The sequence below is a fragment of the Microvirga sp. 2TAF3 genome, from assembly GCF_052114965.1.
In the GTDB taxonomy this organism is placed as follows: domain Bacteria; phylum Pseudomonadota; class Alphaproteobacteria; order Rhizobiales; family Beijerinckiaceae; genus Microvirga.
In genome coordinates this window covers 1-16,922 of sequence record NZ_JBFRFT010000019.1, presented here as the reverse complement: position 1 = coordinate 16,922, position 16,922 = coordinate 1, and the positions used below count along the sequence as shown (strand labels likewise).

The following is a 16,922-nucleotide window of genomic DNA, read 5'->3' as shown; positions in this document are numbered from 1 at the left end:
CCCGTCTTCCTCGCTATGGTTTACGGCTCGGCCGAGGGCGATCCTCTCAGGTCCAATTCAGCCGGCCACCGGGAAAAGCACTGTCATGGTGAATGCCGCTCGCCCCTGTCCACCTCGCTCATCAACCGCGTGACTTCCGCGTCGGAAAGCTGGTGGAATTCCTGATAGAAGGGGCTGAGAGCATAGAACACTTCAGGCACGGCGAGGCATATCAGGTCGTCGACGAGAGGCTCCAGGGCTGCGACCGTCTCGGCGGGAGCCACCGGCACCGCCAGCACGAGGCGAGCGGGGTTGCGCCGTCGCAGGGCCGTAAGGGCCGCTCGCATGGTCGTGCCGGTGGCAATGCCGTCATCGACCACGATGGCGGTTCGCCCCTCTACCGAAACCGGGGCGCGATTCTGCAGATAGGCATGTCGGCGCCGCTCGATTTCCCAGAGTTCCGGCTGGGCCAGATCGTCGATCTGGTCCTCGGTCAGGCCGACGAGAGAAATCACTTCCCTGTTCAGGACGAGGTCGGGGTGCTCGCCATCGACGATGGCGGCTGCGGCAAGCTCCGACTGCCCTGGGACGCCAATCTTCCGCACGAGAAGGAGGTCGAGCGGTGCCCGTAGCGCGTCCGCAATGTGACGAGCGACTGGAATTCCACCGCGGGGAAGGGCGAGCACCACCGGATCGGCGAAATGCATGGAGGCGAGCCGGGCTGCGAGTTGCGCGCCCGCATCATCGCGATCTCTGAAGAGAACGGTTCGCATCATGCCGCCCTCCCATCGCGATAGAGATGACCATTCCGGCCAGCCCATTTCCATGCAAGGCGCAAGTAGGCATTATGCGGAGCATCATACCATACCAGGCTCCCAATGTATGGTCGGGTACTCCGGATAGGTACGAGGTCTCTGCAGGAGATCTGTCACGGGCCTTTCCCATGGCGGCCGGGACGGGGATCGGATAACCTTTTCCTGTTGCAACGACGGGCCCCGCGCGAGGAGGCTGCTCAGATGCGACCCGGGTTCTTCGCTTTCGCCGTCGCGTGTGCCTTCGTCGGTGCTGCGCTCTATATCAATGTCGTCGAGCAGCCGGCCCGGCTGATGCTCGATGCCCGCTCGATGATTCAGGAATGGTTGGATAGCAACCGGCGCGGTTTCCTGATGCTGGCAACACTCGCGATCCTTTCGGCAATCCTGGCCTATGTGGATTTCGGCCATTCCGGCGATGTGCGCTGGCTCATCGGCGGAACGATCATCCTCGCGACGGGGCTTTACGCCTATTTCGTGGTCGTGCCCGTGAATGTCTGGTTATGGACGCTTCCGCCGGATGCGGAGGGCTCGCCGGTTCGCGAGCTTGTTCGCGATTGGGGTTTGCTCGAATGGGGACAGACGGCCATCGGCTTTGCCGGATGCTGGATCCTCGGCTGGGCTGTCGTCTTGCCTGTATAAGAGCCGTGCAAGCCCTTGCCGGGTCGATGTCCGGCAAGGGTTCGGCAATCGGAATTTATCAGAAGCTTCAGGCGGCCCGGGCGGTCCGCGTCTCCTTGAGAAGATGATCGAGGTGCTTTGCGATGGTGAGCATGCCGAATAAACCGGCGCGCGCCTCCGCATCCGGGTTGTAGTTCGTGTTCGTGTTCACGTCGTAGGTATAGATGCGGCCGTCCTGGTCGGCGATCACCTCGATCCCGGCAATGCCGATTCCGTTCGCCGCGAGGAACTTCTCATAGGTCGGGATCAGCGGGTTTTCATAACCCTCGACGATGCGGAACTTCTCGGAAGGAGCAACCGCAGGGCAGGCAGCCGAACCAATCGCCACCGCGTCCACCTGACAGGCATCGGCCGGGCAGAGTTCAAAGCCCTGGCTCGTATCGACGCGAACCGCATAGACGAAGCGTCCACCGATGAATTCGAGCCGCGTGATGAACGGCTCGGGTGCCTGGATGTAGCGCTGCACAAGGGTGATCCCGTCGACGGGATCTTCGAACTCGGGCGAGGTCAGATGCTCGTCCAGTGCCGCGCTGCTCAGGAAGAGGCGCACGCCGAGGCCCTTGCCGCCCCGGTTGTGCTTGAGGATAAGAGGATATCCCAGCTCCTTCGCGGCCTCAGCGATATTGTCCTTGCCGACCACGGCGATGGTATCCGGCGTGCGGATACCGAACGCGGCCAGAGCCTCGTACTGGGCGACCTTGCTGATCTCCAGCCGAAGAGCGCGGCTGTCGTTCACGATCGTGCGGCCGTGCCGTTCGAGCCATGCGAGAACGGCGCCTGTGTACTCGGCCGCGTAACGGTGATCCCGCGTGTGAGAGGAGGCGCTCATGCGGTTGTAGAACACGCCTTCCGGCGGCGGCGCGCGGAGATTCAACACACCCTGGTCGAGAAACCACTCTTCATAGGGTGTCTTGAGCTCGGCGAAGGCAGTCCGAAGCGGTTCGACCCAGATGCTGTTTTCGTGAATGACAAAGACTTTGGACATGTGCTTCTCCGCTGCGGCCCCACCTTTATAGTCCGAGTCAAATGTGGTTCAACGTATTTCACATCAATATTGAATAAATAGAGTTTTATTTACATATTTTAACGTGAATAAGCTTCCCTTAAATCACGCCGGGAAGCAGCAAATGTGAATTCTCCGTCTTTCGTAAGGGCGATCGAGGCGGCTGTTGCCGCCCTCGATCCGGAGGCGGTGAAAGAAGGGCTCGTCACCATCCGCGAGTTGGCGGAGGAGGGGATGACCTGCCTTCTCGTCACCCATGAAATGGGCTTTGCGCGCGAAGGTGCGGGCCAAGTCTATTTCACCGGCGTCTATTTCACCGACCGCGGTGTGATCGTCGAACACGGTCCGCCGGAGGAAATCCTCACCCGTCCGCACGAGGCGCACACGGGAATTTCTGGGTCAGGTCCTTTAGAGACGGATGGCCGTCTCTTCATGCGCTCACACCGATAACCGTCCCGGCTGTTCCCGCGCACTCGGCAGAGCGACGGGATGAACCAGGGCAATGGCATCGGCCACCTCGTCCAGATGCTCCGTGAGGAGGCTGGTCGCAACGCGGATGTGGTGGCTGTCCGTGAGGGTGCATTTCTTGCCCGGCAGAACTGCGATCCCGCGCGCTGCGAGGGTCACGAGAGCATATTGCTCCGACCTCACCGGGATCCAGACACATAGTCCATCACGATCCGGCATCTGCACGCCGCGCAGGCGCAGTGCATCGATCAGCGCCTGACGCCGCGCGGCATAGACGTTCCTTGCCTTCTCCACCATCGCATTGGTTTGCGGGTCGTTGATCAGCCAGGCGGCGGCTTCCTGAAGGATGCGGCTCGTCCAACCCGCGCCGAAACTGCGATAGGACTGGATCTGATTGACGATGTCCGCCGAGCCGGAGAGGACGGCGAGGCGCAGGTCGGGGCCGAGCGACTTGGAATATGACAGGATGCGTACGGTCTGCTGCGGATAATATTGCCCGAGGCTGGCGGGGGCTTGGCTCGATATGTCGCCGACGCCGTCATCCTCGATGATGAGGGTGTCGCTGCCCTTCAGCACGCCGGCAAGTTCCTTCATCCTCGCTGCACTGACCCGGTGGCCGGTGATGGCATGGGTGCGCGGCTGATAGATGAAGGCCGCCGGTTTTTTCCGAAGCGCATTGGCCAGAGAGGCCGGGTCCGGCCCTTCCTCGTCGCATGCGACAGGGACCACATGCGCATTGATGTTGTCGAGAATGTCCAGGAGCCTCATGGCCGTGGGGTCTTCGATGGCGATGACCGAGCCAGGCATGACCAGAGCCTGAAGCGTCACATAGACAGCCTCGTAGCCGCCATTGGCCGCGAGATATGCCTCCGGAGCATAAGGCCACCGCGCCTGCACGGCGCGCTGCAGCGAGTCCAGGATCGGCACGCGCAGATAGCTGTTCAGTTTCTCTGCTGCCGCACCGCGCGCGAGAGCCTCGCCGAGAGGCGGCAGCAAGGCTGGGTCCGGAACCGCCACCGTAAGGTCGATCACGTGTTCGCCGAAATTCCCGATGTTCTCGAAACGTGAGGGACGCGGCGCGATCTTGTCTCCGCAGACCCAGACCCCGTTGCGCCCGCGGCCGCCGATCACCTTGTGCCGCCGCAACTCGCCCCAGGCGGCGGAAATCGTCGCAGGACTCACGTTCAAGGCATGAGCGAGATCGCGAACCGGGGGGAGCTGCGTTCCGATGGGAATGGCCCCCGAGCGGATCAGGGCGCTGGTCTCAAGAGCGATTCCCCGCATGGTCCGGTCCCCGAGATGGGCGGCCAGCCACTCCGCTTCTAATGTTTCGGTCATTGGAACTTTCTTTGTTCAGTAACGAAGATGGCATTGTACAGGCATATGTAAACATTTACGTTGCGTTAATTGAGGTGGCTAGTCGCTTTTGCCGCCCGTCCGATCTTTCTAGGGAAGCGCAGGGGAAGCGTTTGAGTATCAAGATCAAATTGGCAGTCCGCGATTGGGACTACATCGTCCCTCTCGCGCTGGGCGACGTCAGGGCGAAGGAGATCGACCTGGAAGTCGATCGTGTCGGGACGCTCCCCGAGGACCTCGCAACCGATCCTCGTTACGATGCAGGCGAGATGTCGATGAGCCGCTATGCACTGGGCCGAGCCCGGGGCGAGGATTCCATCATCGGCGTGCCTCACTTCCTGATGCGCGCGTTCCGCCATCGCTGCATCATCGCCTCCAAGTGCAGCGACATCACCGAATTGCACCAGCTCGCAGGCAAAAAGATCGGCCTGACAGGCTGGCAGGATTCCGGCAATACCTGGACCCGCGCCCTGTTGCGGCGGGTCGGGGTCGGCATCGAGGATGCCCAGTGGTTCGTCGGCCGTCTGACGGCGGCCCATCCCATCGTCGACAGGCTCGGTGGCTATGGCCGCCCAGGCCGCATCGAGGCCACGCCCGGCGAGCGCCCGATGATGGAGATGCTGCAGACGGGCGATCTCGACGCGGTTTTCACGCCCTTCATGCCGCCCGGCTTCTTCGATGCCGATTCCGAGTTCCGGCAATTGCTGCCCGATTTCCGGCAGGCCGAGGTCGAGTACTTCCGGGATGTCGGCTACGTGCCGGGCATTCACCTTCTGGGCATCAAGCCCGCCATCGTCGAAGCCAATCCCTGGTTGCCGCAGGCGCTGAGCGAACTGCTCGACGAGTCGGCGCGGGTCTGGCTCGAGAAGCGCGCCAAATACGCCGACACCACGCCCTGGATCATCGACGAGATCCGGCAGGTGGCGCGCGATCTGCCCGCATCCTGGGATCGCAACGGCCTGGAAGCCAATGAGCGGATGCTCACCGATTTCGGCATCGAGCTTCAGGCTCAGAACCTTACGGAAAAGCGCCTCACGCCGCAGGACCTTTTCCCAGCATTCGCGAACTAGGCGGCCGGCCATGAATCAGGAACAAGGAAAACCCGTCATGAAAGTTGCGCTCGGTCAGTTCGTCGTGAGCCGGGAATGGCAGGAAAACGCCAATACGTGCCTGCGTCTGATGAAAGAGGCCAAGGCTGGCGGTGCGGATCTGCTGGTGCTGCCGGAAGGCATCCTGGCCCGCGACATCGCCGATCCGGATATCGTGCTCAAATCGGCGCAGCCGCTGGACGGTCCTTTCGCGACGCAGCTGCTCGATGCCAGTCGTGGCAGCGACATGACGATCATCATGACCGTGCATACGCCCGACGGTAACGGCCGCGTCTGGAACGTTCTGATCGCGATCCGCGATGGCGAGATCCTGACGCAATACCGCAAACTCCATCTTTATGACGCTTTCTCCGCCAAGGAATCCACGAACGTCACCCCCGGAGAGGACGTGCCGGAGCTGGTTGACGTGGCCGGTCTCAAGGTCGGTCTGATGACCTGCTACGACGTGCGCTTCCCCGAGTTGGCGCGCCGCCTCGTGCTCGACGGCGCCGATCTGCTGGTGCTGCCGGCTGCCTGGGTCAAGGGCCCGCTCAAGGAGGCGCATTGGGAAGTGCTGGTCACCGCCCGCGCGCTCGAGAATACCAGCTACGTGGTGGCGGTCGGCGAATGTGGCGAGCGCAATATCGGCAACAGCTTGGTGGTGGATCCGCTCGGCGTGGCCGTGGCGCGCGCGGCCGAGGGACCGGCGCTGGTCTTCGCCGATATCGATCCGGCCCGGATCGCCCATGCCCGGCGGATACTGCCGGTTCTTGAGAACCGTCGCTTCGCCAAGCCCGAACTCAACAAGGCCAGCGCCTGAACAGCTGTGCCGGAACCAAGGGAAGTCAATCATGAAACCCAGTAAACTTGCCTATGCCGCGCTACTCGCCGGTGCTCTTTTCTCCGGTTCGGCTCTGGCCGAAGAGGTGAAGATTCCCGCGCAGAAGCTCGATTCCGCGCTGCAGGCCAAGCTGCCGAAGGAAATCCTGACCGCCGGGGAGATGATCTCCGTCAATAGCGGCTCCTTCCCTCCCTATGAGATCGTGAGCGACACGCGCACCATGACCGGTGCAAGCTCCGACCTCACCGATGCTTTGGGTCAGTTGCTGGGCGTGAAGATCCACCACGAATCCGTCAGCGGATTGTCGAGCATCCTGAGCGGCATCAAGTCGGGTCGCTATCAGTTCGCCATGGGCCCGATCGGCGATTTCGCCGATCGCGAGAAGAGCAACGATTTCGTCGACTGGGTGCAGGAATACGTGGTCTTCGCCGTGCAGAACGGCAACCCGAAAGGCATCAAGGGTCTCTCCGACACCTGCGGTCTTCGGATCGCGGTCCAGTCGGGCGGATCGGCCGAAAAGGTGATCAAGCAGCAGGCCAATGTCTGCGCGGAGACCGGCAAGCCTGCGCTCGAAGTGCAGTCCTTCCCCGATCAGCCGACGTCGATCCTTGCCGTTCGCTCCAAGCGGTCCGACGCTTTCTTCTCGTCGCAGGCGCCGCTGACCTACTTCGTTCAGCAATCCAACGGCCAGCTTGAATTGGCCGGCGTCGGCCAGGCCAATGGCTTCGACGACCTGTTCCAGGGCGCTGTGGTGCCCAAGGATTCTCCGCTCGGCCCAGTTCTGCTCGAAGGACTTCAGAAGCTTTATGAGAACGGCACCTACGCCGCCATCATGAAGAAGTGGGGTTTGGAGAACAACATTCTGAAGACGCCAGGCCTCAACCTGGCCGGGAAGAATGCGAAGTGACGGGGCGCACGCTCAATCCAGCATCCGTGCCTTTCGACGACGCCGCGGAGCTCAAGCTCCGCGATGTCGCCCATGCCCGCCAGCCGCTCAATTACGGGCGCTGGCTTCTGTGGGCGGTGACGCTCGCCATCGGGATCAAGTTCGCCTGGATGGTTGCCCACAACAAGAACTTCGAGTGGGGCGTCGTCGCACAATGGTTCACGGCGCAATCGATCCTGCGCGGCCTGTCGGTCACGCTGGGTCTCACCGTGGTGTCGATGGTGATCGGCGTTGCGATCGGGCTTCTGATGGCGATCGCCCGGATGTCCGACAACAGGCTGTTGCAGATCCTGTCCGGCCTCTACATCTGGTTCTTCCGCGGCACGCCGCTGCTCGTGCAGCTGATCTTCTGGTACAACCTCTCCACCCTGTTCCCGGTGGTGTCGATCGGCATTCCATTCGGGCCGGAGCTGGTCAGCTGGAACGCCAACGACCTCATCACGCCCCTGACCGCGGCCATCGCGGGTCTTGCCCTCAATGAGGCGGCCTACATGGCCGAGATCATTCGCGGCGGCCTTCTGTCCGTCGATGCGGGGCAGGTGGAGACGACCCAGGCATTCGGCATGACCCGGGCCCGTGCCCTGCGGCGCATCATCATCCCGCAGGCCATGCGGGCCATTATCCCGCCGACAGGCAACCAGCTCATCAGCATGATCAAGGCGACCTCCCTGGTCAGTGTCATTGCGATGGGCGATCTCCTGTATTCGGTCCAGGCCGTCTACAACCGGACCTTCGAGGTGGTTCCGCTGCTGATGGTCGCGGTCCTGTGGTATCTGCTCGTGACCTCGATCCTCAATGTCGGACAATCCGCCATCGAGCGCTATTATGCGCGTGGCGAGAAAGGCTCCACTGCCCCTGCAAAGGGCCGGCGCGGCAAGCCGGATGACGGCGGAAGCCTCTCCTTCGATACGGGGGAAGCGCGATGACGATCACAGTCCTTCCTGAAACCGTCGCCGCATCGACGCCGCTGGTCCGTGCACGCAACGTGCACAAGTCCTTCGGCGAGAACGAAGTCCTGAAAGGCATCGATCTCGATGTGAAGCCCGGCGAGGTGGTGGTGATCCTCGGGCCTTCCGGCTCGGGCAAGTCCACCTTCCTGCGGTGCATCAACCATCTCGAGACCATGGATCGCGGCTCCATCGAAGTGGCGGGCGAGCAGATCGGCTATGAGCTGCGCGGCCAGCGGCTGCACAGGTTGTCTGATCGGGCCATCGCCCGCCAGCGCCGGCAGATCGGTATGGTGTTCCAGCAGTTCAACCTCTATCCGCATATGACGGTGCTGCAGAACATCGTCGAGGCGCCCATCGGCATTCACGGACAGAGCCGGCAACAGGCCGAGAAATACGCGTTGGAGTTGCTCGAACGGGTCGGCCTCACGGACAAGGCGCAAGCCTACCCGCGGCAATTGTCCGGCGGGCAGCAGCAGCGCGTTGCCATCGCCCGGGCGCTGGCGATCCGGCCCAAGCTCATGCTGTTCGACGAGCCGACCTCCGCGCTCGATCCGGAGTTGGTGGGCGAGGTCCTGAACACCATGCGCGATCTGGCGGACCAGGGTCTCACCATGGTCGTGGTCACCCACGAAATCGGCTTCGCCAAGGAAGCGGCGGACCGGGTGGTGTTCATGGATGGCGGCGGCGTCGTCGAGCAGGGCAGGCCGGAGGATGTTCTGGTGAACCCGCAGCACCCGCGCACCCGCGCCTTCCTGGCCCGGTTCATCTGACTTTCGGCATGGCGCAGCGACCCTGCGCCATGCCGAACTTTCATGGAATTTGATCGCTCCCCGTCGCAGAGCGCCTTATCGTTCGCGTGCAAGGTTCACGACAGCTAGGATCGATAATCCTGGCTAGTGCCTTTGCATTCGCGCGAATCCCCTCGGCCAAAGCCGTGGACGAACTGCGGGGAAAGCGGGGGCGCGACAGGCATGGCGCCGCTCGTTAATATTTCGTTGACTATACGGGCGCACGCTTGCCTCCCTGTAAAGGGGGTTTCCATGATTGCCTTGCTCGTTAGTCTGGTGGTCGGATCGTTTATCTGCCTCATCGCCCCGCCAGCCGTGCGGATGGTAGTCCTGAGACGCGAGATCAGGGGATCGACACGGGCCAAGCCTATCGCCTTCGGCTGACATCTGACGGGCCATGCATGACCTGCATGCCTGCTTTCGAAATGCAGGTATGTCCGGGCGCGTGGTTTACCCCCACATTGAACTCATGGCGCCGCATTGATGGCGACGTTATCCCTCCAAAGTTTCTTCCCTGACTCAGGGCCGCTGTTACAGGCGGCCCTTTTCTTTGACGCGGGCGCGGTGAAAATTTTTCTCCGCATGAAACTTAACGAGGTTACACCGATGTTCGGACGGTACTATTCGACGGCTGAAAACAGAATGATCGCCGTGACGACGAACCCGCCCGCCATCACCAGGCTGATCCAGCGGAGAACCCGTGCCGTTCGATCATTTGCCGGGGTGGTTTCCGGCACTTCGAGCATATCCTTGGGCTCGTTCTCGTCCATAGGCGCAAACCCGATCGCACGCTGCAACGTGATGGCGCATGAAAACATGACTGCTATTGGGGAGTTCAGTCCTCCTTGGTCGGTCATTACGATTGAGTAAGATGAAATTCTGGGTGGCGAAACGGATGGATCTTCAGGAGCTGCGGCAATGTGCGCGCTCGCTCGTCGGGTCGAGGGCACAGAAACGAATGGCCCCGCTTCGAGAGGGTGTCGGCGGACCGCCTGGCTTCATGCCCGCGGCCCGCGATAGATCCCGGGTGAAATCAGCGCCACAATCCAAACTTTTCCCACTGATCTTCCGGTATCGCTTCGCCGACATGGTAGGTGAAGGAGAGGGCCGACATATTGTCTTTGGCAAGGATGCATTTGAACTGAAATTGATGCCATTGCCCCTTCAGGCGGAAAGCGCCCCCATCGCCCGAGATGACATGTTCATCGAAACTCGGAGTCGACATCGCGTCGACGACGACACGATCGAGACGTGAAAATTCTTTCTCCTTAGAAATTTCCCGCGAGCCCTTGTTGTTGCAAATCTGCAGGCTTCTCGTTCTCGGCTCCATCTTCAGAAAGCCACGTGAAAGATGGGAATTGGCGGGATAAGCGGGACCGAGGGCAAGGAGGGAGGTTGAAATCAGAATTAGGATTTTGGTCGTCAGCTTAGTCATTTCTAAGCATGTCTCCGGAGAAAAAGAGGTAATGATCTATGAGGAACGACCGAAGTTGGCTCGGTCCTGCCGACCCACCGCGACGGTGGCCTTCTAGGCAGCATGGGTCGATTTATTTCATCCAGGCGCCGAGACAAGGGTTATCCATGCAGGGCCGGTCGGCAACCTATGCGCTGCCGGCGGATCGTGTTGGAGGACGGCGCAAATGAGCGTGATGGTGAAATTTATCGCTGCCGAAATTTCGTCTTGAGGATGGCTATGGCGGGTCCGACGCTGTAATTTGGAATCTCTCTTGTCGCGAAGATGAGTCGGCGCCATGCCAACCGCGCTCCGTTGAGGAGCGCTTCGCTATGGAGTGCAATCCTGTCACATATCCTGTCATTCGGACTGGCCTCATGAGAAGAGTTTCGAGCGCGTTTCTTGCGATGATGTTCGTGTCCTCCGGAGCGCTTGCGGATGGCGAGAGCCTTGCCGGATCGATGTGGACATGCGCCCGCGCGCGGGATGGTTCGCAGTTCATCATCACATTCTACCCCAGCGGTGGAGTTGGTGGAGGTGAATTGGATGGTGGAGAGGTAAGCCCTTACGTCTTCGACGCCTCAAAGACGAAGAAGGGGAGTTGGCCCGGGCAGTGGAAGCAAACGGGAACGAACTTCACTTGGGATTTCCCTGATCAGCATATGGTGATCGAGGGCAGGATCGGTTCGCCGGAACGAAAAAGAGACCAGTTGACCGGCACCGAGAACGCATTGGGGCTCACATCTGCCATCGAGTGCCGTATCCGGCGCGATCTTCCAAAGATCGGCGCGGGTCTCGTCATTCCCAAGGACGGTCATTTCATGGATGAGGATGACACGGAGGGCGAGCTGAAGGTCCCGACTGGCGTCTCGCTCCAATCTCCGGGCGCTGTGCGTTAGCGGCAACCTCTTCGAATGTTCCCTAGCGCATCGTGCGGAAAAGTGGACCCGGTTTTGCGGCCACACGATGCTCTCATTAAAGGAGAAAGCATCGGATGATCCTAAAAGTGGAATCCACTTTTAGGTCCGATGCTTCAGAGTCCGCTCGATGAGGAGTTTCTGTCGTGGTAAAACGAATTGGATCGATGGCTTGGCGGGTCGATGTGGCGGCCGACGGCAACCTGTTTTCGCTCGGCGTCCGGAACGATGCCGGCCGCGAATATGAAGTGCTTCTCGGAACGGTCGATTCGACCCCGATCCTGTCGGATCTGCTGAGTGAAATGGCCCGCGTCCATCGAAGTCTGCCCCCTAGGACCTTTGCCGAGGGCGCGGGTCCCCGTCATCCAAAGAGTCTGCCCCTTCAGCCCTTGAGCACCCACATTCAGCAGCACGACGGCGTTCCCGTACTCGTTCTCGATTTCGGCGGCACCGTGTTGAAAGTCAGGATCGATCCCGACGAATTGCAGAGGAGCCTTGCCGCTTCAGGAGCCGGTGCTTGAATTCGCATTCACCTGATGCACGAGCTGGAGTTGCTTCACGGGCAGCGGCTTCACCGCGGGGCCGCTGAAACGCACTGTGCTGAGATCGTTCTCGAGCTGGGATGAGAATCCGAGGTCGAGGAAAGCCGTGCGGGGGTCGAAAAGGGCCCGCACCGAGGCCTTCCTGTCGGGGCCGAGGATCGGCTCGATCGACGGAACAGGAGGCCTTGCTGCCACAGCCGCAACGATCATGCGGTCAGGCCGTGCCGGCGGAGGCTCGATGCCGGTGGCCAGAAGCCTATCTTTTGGACGGTTCGGGGGAATGGGAGCAAGCGCCAGAGCCGTATCCGGGATCACCGGCGAAGCAGGTGCGACCTGTGCCGCGACAGGCTTTGATGTCTGATCCGCCTGCGCCGGACGCGGCGGGTCCTTCCGACCGAGAAGAGCTGTCATCATATTGCCGATAGGGCTGCCGCCCATGGAGGCCTGCGCGGCGAGGGCGGCATTCCTGGGCAGGATCTCGGCCTTGGCCTCCGCATATCCCGGAAGCGGTTTGCCGCTGGGAGGCAGGTGGAGGGTCTTGCCGTTGGGGAACAAGCGGGCAAGCTGATCCTGCGACATGCGTGGCCATGCGCGCACGCTGCCCGTGTCGACATGGACGAATTCCGAGGATGGGTAATAACCGACGCCGCCATATTGCATCTTCATGGCGATGGCGCGCAGGCGGCCCGTATCGACGTCCGGCAGGCGGATGTCCATCGCCTTGCCCAGCATGTGCTGGCTATGTTCTGAAACGCCGCTGGAGCGGCGGCGCAACATGCTGTTGGTGGCGGGCGAGCGATAGGCGGAGATGATGTTGATGGACTCCCGCGATCCGCTCTCGCGATAGACTTCCCAGAGAATGTCGAAGAGCCGCGGATCCATCTTGGCCGGCTCGTCCGTGCGCCAGTCGCGCAGGAACCAATTCAGCTGGGATAGCGCCTGCTCGTCGTATCGGCCGTTCTTTCGGAACGTGATCGTCGCGCTGTCGCGCCTGTGGGTATGGAAGAAGGAGAGGGTGCGGGTCTCCCCGTCGGCAATGGCGTCCTGCGTGCCGGCAACGGCCGCGAAAAGGGCAACCGCCGCAGCGGCGGAGCAGACAGCAAGGCGCAAAAGCCGTCCCGCGCCAGCGCGGCGGCTAGAGCATCGGACCCAAAAGTGGCTTCCACTTTTGGGATCGATCCGATGCTCTCTTATTAAATGAGCGCATCGTTCTTTACGGAAAACCGGATCCACTTTTCCGCACGATGCGCTAGTCGATGCAAGGACCACGAAGCATCCCCCCCAGGCGCCGGACGTATCGAGAAATCCCCTTGATGTCTTTGTGTCCGTCCGGTCTATCGGACCGCTCTCTGGAGACAAACCATGGCAAAATTGGAACGCGCCGTGTTCCGATGCCCGGGTCGATGGAGCGAAGTGTTTTGAACGGAACCTGACGCATGGACATAGTCTGCCGCCGAGCTTTTAACCGAGCGTTAGCGACGACATGAATTTCCAGCGCGCGGAAGCCTCGCCCCGCTTGACTGCCAAGCTTTCATCCGCCTGACGAAGTTCCTATTCCGCTGGGATATCGATCCAACGTCTGGTTCGCCGCTTCCGTGGCGACAGCACGACGACCCTCGTCCCGACCGGGGTGCGGTCGTAGAGATCCATCGCGTCCTGATTGATCATCCGGATGCACCCGGACGAGGCGTTCGTCCCGATGGTCCACGGCTCGAATGTGCCGTGGATGCGATAGAGCGTGTCCTTCCTACCCTGCCAGAGATACATCGCACGGGCTCCCAGGGGATTGCCGGGACCGCCGGGCATGCCGAGCCCCCCGGGCAGGTCGCCCATCTGCTCCAACAGGTCGGGCCTGCGACCGAACATTTCCTTCGGGGGATACCAATCCGGCCATTCCTGCTTGTCATGGACGGTGGCTTCACCCGACCAGGCAAAGCCCGCGCGCCCAACGCCGACCCCATAGCGCATGGCCGTGCCACCCTCCTGCACGTGGTACAGATAGCGGGCGCCGGGATCGATCACGATCGTGCCCGGCTGCTCGGGCGTATCATAGGCCACCTCCCTTCGCAGGAAGGCGGGATTGATCCTTGAGAGCTCGATTCCGGGAATCGGGTAGAGATCGTTGTCGACGGGAGCATAGATTGCCGCATAGGCGGATCGGCTCCACAGGGCCTGAGCGAAGCTTTCCTGCCCCGAAAACGCATAGCTCGCGAGGAAAGTAGGGGTACCCCATAGGAATTGTCGGCGGCTAGGATTCATCGCTCATCTCCTTCAGAACGACGCTTTCTCAAGGAATCTAAGCGGAGAAAGGGGCTGGACTAGGACGCCCGAGCGCAAGGTGGCAGGGCTACCGGGGAGGAACTGGAACCGCTACGCTTCGTTGTCCTGCATAATGTTCCACAAGGTGGGCGACCATGACGGAAACGGGCGAAAAAACCCTGAATGCAAGAAGCAACCGGCCTCCGCTGCCACGACCGATTCAGGAATATCTCGGCCAGAAGCTCAGGGCCCAGTTCCACGAGCTCGGCGACAAGCCGCGATATCTCGGCGATCCGATGCTGCCGCGGGAGTTCGATCCCTTGATCGAGAAAATCGAGGACGGGGAGCGGATGCGGAGGGAGATGAGGATCGGACAGATCGCTCATCAGGCCGTCGCGAAGGCGCTGATGGACTTCATGGATGGGCAGGCCGCAGCTGGCAGGAAGAAGGCGGGCTCTTAGCGCATCGTGCGGAAAAGTGGACCCGGTTTTCCGCATACACCGATGCGCCGCTTAAGGAAATGAGCATCGGATTGATCCCAAAAGTGGAGTCCACTTTTGGGTCCGAGGCTCTAGAATTTGATGCCATCCAATCCATACAGATAATGGGATTCCCTTGTCCTGGTCACGCTCCAAGAGGCGTGACCAGGGCTCCTATCCGAGGCATCGGCGCGGGCTCTCGCGAGCTTGGCCGCAAGACTTTCGCTGGCCAGAGTCCGAGTGTGTGATTTCTGGGGACTGACCATTGTGAGGCGTCCGGCAGGTCAGGGCCCTAACCCTCTTTTTACCTGTCGCGGCGACATTGCGAGCACTTATCAGCTGAGGGCTGATCCATGTTGCTCCAACGTTGCGATAACCATGCAATCAACCCAAAAACCGCCATTTTATCCGTCCCTGCATGCCGATTCGAAGGATGCCGACCAGGCGCACCAAGCCGAGAGAGCCAATATTCTTTCATTGCGCCGTGCGGCGGGCTCGGAAGGGGTTTCGAAGCCCGTTGCGGCATTGCAAAGCCTGCCCTCATCCGGCTTCGATGAGCGGGATGAAGCACCCTTGAACGGGTCTGCCGGCAAGCGGGAGGCCGCCGAACCGGCATGGAGCCGGGCCTTCGTCACCTCGGACGGTGCCCGATTCACACGGACACCCGACCGGGTCTTGCGGAAGCGTAACGGGAAAACGGAGAGCGGGGTGATCGGGGTGATCGGTCAGGACAATGCGGCCATCGCGCCATTGGCCCTGTCCGCATCGCCGGCTACTGGCGCCCGTCCGTCTTCCGGTCAGGTCCAGCGGGATGATTCTGTGCAGCAAAAGAAGCAGGCCGTAGCCCAGATCGCCAGATTGCGGGCAGAGTTCGCCTCCCGCATCGCCAATCCGGCGGCAGCCGGCGAGGCTGAAACCGCTGTAGAGCCGACTGAAGCAGGCGCGCAATCGGACGCTCCCGTCGTCCAGGCCTCCACGGCCCGTCCGACGCAAAATCGGCCATCTCGAAAAACTGCGGTTTCCGCAGCTTCGGGTGATCCCGAGCCCGCGACGGAAATTGCTTCTCCGCCGGCGCATGACGTGCAGTCGCCTTTCGGGGCTTTCAAGTCGGTGGCCTATCGCTTCGGATATTCGGACCAATACCGTCTTGAGCCGGCATCCTTGACGGTATCGGCGGGTTTTGCCGCTCCCTCGAACGAGCCTGTCGCTGCGGTCGCAGTTGAGGATGCGGATCTTGACGCCTCGGCGCAACAGCGTTCGGACGATGTGGAGTCGGATAGCGTCGATATCGGCTATCTCGCTCTCTATGAGAGCAAGGATGTCATCCGGGAGCGGCAACCGCAGAAAGGGGAGGGGGCATCGGTTCCGTCGCGCATGTCTGCGGCGATGCGTCATGCTCGTTCGACAGCGCTCGGACTGGATGTCGCCTCAGGCGAGCGCACATTGCCGGCCGGCGGCTCCGTTGAAAAGTCCCTGCCGCCACAGAACATTTTCGCATCGGACTCATCCTTTGAGGAAAGCCGTCCCGGCAGCGTATCCTCGCTCGTATACGACAGTTCGTATGAGTTGCCGTCGCTGAATTTCTTGGCAGAGCCGCCTCCATCGGAGGATCCCTCTCCGACGGATGATGTCCTCGAGGAGACGGCCGGGCGCGTTGAAAAGGTGATCCGCGATTTCGGCGTGAAGGGGGATGTGATCCACGTTCATCCGGGTCCCGTGGTGACGCTCTACGAACTGGAGCCTGCGCCGGGCACCAAGTCCTCCCGGGTCATGGCACTCTCCGACGACATCGCCCGCTCGATGAGCGCGGTCTCGGCCCGCGTCGCGGTCATCCCCGGCAGAAATGCCATCGGCATCGAATTGCCCAATCCCAAGCGCGAGACGGTTTACCTGCGCGAATTGCTGGCGTCTCAGGATTTCGAGACCTCGAAGCAGAAGCTGCCTCTGTGTCTGGGCAAGACCATCGGCGGCGAGCCGGTGATCGCGGATCTCGCCCGCATGCCGCACCTGCTCGTCGCCGGCACCACCGGCTCGGGCAAGTCGGTCGCCATCAACACCATGATCCTGTCTTTGCTGTATCGGTTCACACCGGAGCAGTGCCGCCTGATCATGGTCGATCCGAAGATGCTCGAACTCTCCGTCTATGACGGCATTCCGCACCTGCTCACGCCCGTCGTCACCGACCCCAAGAAGGCGATCATCGCCTTGCGCTGGGCGGTGCGGGAGATGGAGGACCGCTACAAGAAGATGTCGAAGCTCGGCGTGCGCAACATCGACGGCTTCAACGCCCGCGTCTCGGAAGCGAAAGCCAAGGGCGAGGTCATCACCCGCACGGTGCAGACCGGCTTCGACCGCGAGAC

The 16,922-nt window shown here is 61.4% G+C and carries 18 protein-coding genes and 1 pseudogene; 13 read left to right on the top strand and 6 right to left on the bottom strand.

Annotated elements, in window-relative coordinates:
* Positions 1 to 83: 83 nt before the first annotated feature.
* Positions 84 to 755, bottom strand: a complete 672-nt coding sequence (locus AB4Y97_RS17155) for a phosphoribosyltransferase (RefSeq protein WP_442000260.1) — start codon at positions 753 to 755, stop codon at positions 84 to 86.
* A gap of 240 nt (positions 756 to 995) precedes the next feature.
* Here AB4Y97_RS17155 and AB4Y97_RS17150 point away from each other — a divergent pair, with 240 nt between their 5' ends.
* Complete coding sequence (locus tag AB4Y97_RS17150; protein WP_442000259.1) at positions 996 to 1,433, top strand: anthrone oxygenase family protein; 438 nt, start codon at positions 996 to 998, stop codon at positions 1,431 to 1,433.
* A gap of 67 nt (positions 1,434 to 1,500) precedes the next feature.
* On the opposite strand, the gene AB4Y97_RS17145 is transcribed toward AB4Y97_RS17150, so the two are convergent.
* Positions 1,501 to 2,457: an ATP-grasp domain-containing protein gene (locus AB4Y97_RS17145; RefSeq protein WP_442000258.1), complete on the bottom strand. Its 957-nt coding sequence runs from the start codon at positions 2,455 to 2,457 to the stop codon at positions 1,501 to 1,503.
* Between the two features lie 162 nt (positions 2,458 to 2,619).
* On the opposite strand from AB4Y97_RS17145, the pseudogene AB4Y97_RS17140 reads away from it, so the two are divergent.
* Positions 2,620 to 2,887, top strand: a pseudogene (locus AB4Y97_RS17140) (peptide ABC transporter ATP-binding protein); the annotation flags it as partial.
* A 26-nt stretch (positions 2,888 to 2,913) separates the two neighbouring features.
* On the opposite strand, the gene AB4Y97_RS17135 reads toward AB4Y97_RS17140, so the two are convergent.
* Positions 2,914 to 4,281 carry an aminotransferase-like domain-containing protein gene (locus AB4Y97_RS17135; protein ID WP_442000257.1) on the bottom strand — a complete coding sequence of 456 codons (1,368 nt, stop codon included), beginning with the start codon at positions 4,279 to 4,281 and terminating at the stop codon, positions 2,914 to 2,916.
* Positions 4,282 to 4,412: 131 nt separating this feature from the next.
* On the opposite strand from AB4Y97_RS17135, the gene AB4Y97_RS17130 reads away from it, so the two are divergent.
* The 7 genes from AB4Y97_RS17130 to AB4Y97_RS17100 all read left to right on the top strand — a co-directional run bounded on the left by AB4Y97_RS17130 (position 4,413) and on the right by AB4Y97_RS17100 (position 9,782).
* The gene (locus AB4Y97_RS17130) at positions 4,413 to 5,369 is read left to right on the top strand and encodes a nitrate ABC transporter substrate-binding protein (protein WP_442000256.1); all 957 of its coding nucleotides are present in this window, start codon (positions 4,413 to 4,415) and stop codon (positions 5,367 to 5,369) included.
* Positions 5,370 to 5,406: 37 nt separating this feature from the next.
* A complete protein-coding gene (locus AB4Y97_RS17125) occupies positions 5,407 to 6,207 on the top strand; it encodes a deaminated glutathione amidase (protein ID WP_442000255.1) in 801 nt (266 codons plus the stop codon).
* Positions 6,208 to 6,238: 31 nt separating this feature from the next.
* Positions 6,239 to 7,135 carry an ABC transporter substrate-binding protein gene (locus AB4Y97_RS17120; RefSeq protein ID WP_442000254.1) on the top strand — a complete coding sequence of 299 codons (897 nt, stop codon included), beginning with the start codon at positions 6,239 to 6,241 and terminating at the stop codon, positions 7,133 to 7,135.
* 26 nt (positions 7,136 to 7,161) lie between these two features.
* Positions 7,162 to 8,100: an amino acid ABC transporter permease gene (locus AB4Y97_RS17115; RefSeq protein WP_442000335.1), complete on the top strand. Its 939-nt coding sequence runs from the start codon at positions 7,162 to 7,164 to the stop codon at positions 8,098 to 8,100.
* Positions 8,097 to 8,894, top strand: coding sequence for an amino acid ABC transporter ATP-binding protein (locus AB4Y97_RS17110; RefSeq protein WP_442000253.1), 798 nt, complete (start codon positions 8,097 to 8,099; stop codon positions 8,892 to 8,894). Before AB4Y97_RS17115 ends, AB4Y97_RS17110 begins: the two co-directional genes overlap by 4 nt.
* Before the next feature lie 270 nt (positions 8,895 to 9,164).
* Positions 9,165 to 9,296 carry a hypothetical protein gene (locus tag AB4Y97_RS17105; protein ID WP_442000252.1) on the top strand — a complete coding sequence of 44 codons (132 nt, stop codon included), beginning with the start codon at positions 9,165 to 9,167 and terminating at the stop codon, positions 9,294 to 9,296.
* A gap of 99 nt (positions 9,297 to 9,395) precedes the next feature.
* Positions 9,396 to 9,782, top strand: a complete 387-nt coding sequence (locus AB4Y97_RS17100; RefSeq protein ID WP_442000251.1) for a hypothetical protein — start codon at positions 9,396 to 9,398, stop codon at positions 9,780 to 9,782.
* Positions 9,783 to 9,945: 163 nt separating this feature from the next.
* Here the strand turns inward: AB4Y97_RS17100 and AB4Y97_RS17095 are convergent, their stop codons facing one another.
* Positions 9,946 to 10,347 (bottom strand): DUF930 domain-containing protein, encoded by a 402-nt coding sequence (locus tag AB4Y97_RS17095; RefSeq protein ID WP_442000250.1) that lies wholly within the window; start codon positions 10,345 to 10,347, stop codon positions 9,946 to 9,948.
* A 395-nt stretch (positions 10,348 to 10,742) separates the two neighbouring features.
* Between AB4Y97_RS17095 and AB4Y97_RS17090 the strand changes: the two genes are divergently transcribed.
* Entirely contained in the window at positions 10,743 to 11,264 is a 522-nt protein-coding gene (locus AB4Y97_RS17090; protein ID WP_442000249.1) for a hypothetical protein, read from the top strand.
* 185 nt (positions 11,265 to 11,449) lie between these two features.
* On the top strand, positions 11,450 to 11,803 hold the full coding sequence (locus tag AB4Y97_RS17085) for a hypothetical protein (protein ID WP_442000248.1): 354 nt from the start codon (positions 11,450 to 11,452) through the stop codon (positions 11,801 to 11,803).
* Here the strand turns inward: AB4Y97_RS17085 and AB4Y97_RS17080 are convergent.
* The gene (locus tag AB4Y97_RS17080) at positions 11,786 to 12,934 is read right to left on the bottom strand and encodes a DUF882 domain-containing protein (RefSeq protein ID WP_442000247.1); all 1,149 of its coding nucleotides are present in this window, start codon (positions 12,932 to 12,934) and stop codon (positions 11,786 to 11,788) included. The genes AB4Y97_RS17085 and AB4Y97_RS17080 overlap by 18 nt on opposite strands.
* 441 nt (positions 12,935 to 13,375) lie before the next feature.
* Positions 13,376 to 14,083, bottom strand: a complete 708-nt coding sequence (locus AB4Y97_RS17075) for a L,D-transpeptidase (protein WP_442000246.1) — start codon at positions 14,081 to 14,083, stop codon at positions 13,376 to 13,378.
* Positions 14,084 to 14,238: 155 nt separating this feature from the next.
* On the opposite strand from AB4Y97_RS17075, the gene AB4Y97_RS17070 reads away from it, so the two are divergent.
* Both AB4Y97_RS17070 and AB4Y97_RS17065 read left to right on the top strand, forming a co-directional pair.
* A complete protein-coding gene (locus AB4Y97_RS17070) occupies positions 14,239 to 14,544 on the top strand; it encodes a hypothetical protein (protein WP_442000245.1) in 306 nt (101 codons plus the stop codon).
* A 396-nt stretch (positions 14,545 to 14,940) separates the two neighbouring features.
* The coding region (locus tag AB4Y97_RS17065) for a DNA translocase FtsK (RefSeq protein WP_442000244.1) at positions 14,941 to 16,922 on the top strand (1,982 nt) is incomplete at its 3' end.

Coding starts and splice junctions, on each gene's coding strand:
- AB4Y97_RS17150 (WP_442000259.1), top strand. CDS start 996: ATGCGACCCGGGTTCTTCGCTTTCGCCGTCGCGTGTGCCTTCGTCGGT.
- AB4Y97_RS17070 (WP_442000245.1), top strand. CDS start 14,239: ATGACGGAAACGGGCGAAAAAACCCTGAATGCAAGAAGCAACCGGCCT.
- AB4Y97_RS17075 (WP_442000246.1), bottom strand. CDS start 14,083: ATGAATCCTAGCCGCCGACAATTCCTATGGGGTACCCCTACTTTCCTC.
- AB4Y97_RS17125 (WP_442000255.1), top strand. CDS start 5,407: ATGAAAGTTGCGCTCGGTCAGTTCGTCGTGAGCCGGGAATGGCAGGAA.
- AB4Y97_RS17090 (WP_442000249.1), top strand. CDS start 10,743: ATGAGAAGAGTTTCGAGCGCGTTTCTTGCGATGATGTTCGTGTCCTCC.
- AB4Y97_RS17085 (WP_442000248.1), top strand. CDS start 11,450: ATGGCTTGGCGGGTCGATGTGGCGGCCGACGGCAACCTGTTTTCGCTC.
- AB4Y97_RS17145 (WP_442000258.1), bottom strand. CDS start 2,457: ATGTCCAAAGTCTTTGTCATTCACGAAAACAGCATCTGGGTCGAACCG.
- AB4Y97_RS17120 (WP_442000254.1), top strand. CDS start 6,239: ATGAAACCCAGTAAACTTGCCTATGCCGCGCTACTCGCCGGTGCTCTT.
- AB4Y97_RS17135 (WP_442000257.1), bottom strand. CDS start 4,281: ATGACCGAAACATTAGAAGCGGAGTGGCTGGCCGCCCATCTCGGGGAC.
- AB4Y97_RS17105 (WP_442000252.1), top strand. CDS start 9,165: ATGATTGCCTTGCTCGTTAGTCTGGTGGTCGGATCGTTTATCTGCCTC.
- AB4Y97_RS17110 (WP_442000253.1), top strand. CDS start 8,097: ATGACGATCACAGTCCTTCCTGAAACCGTCGCCGCATCGACGCCGCTG.
- AB4Y97_RS17100 (WP_442000251.1), top strand. CDS start 9,396: ATGGCGACGTTATCCCTCCAAAGTTTCTTCCCTGACTCAGGGCCGCTG.
- AB4Y97_RS17155 (WP_442000260.1), bottom strand. CDS start 755: ATGATGCGAACCGTTCTCTTCAGAGATCGCGATGATGCGGGCGCGCAA.
- AB4Y97_RS17095 (WP_442000250.1), bottom strand. CDS start 10,347: ATGACTAAGCTGACGACCAAAATCCTAATTCTGATTTCAACCTCCCTC.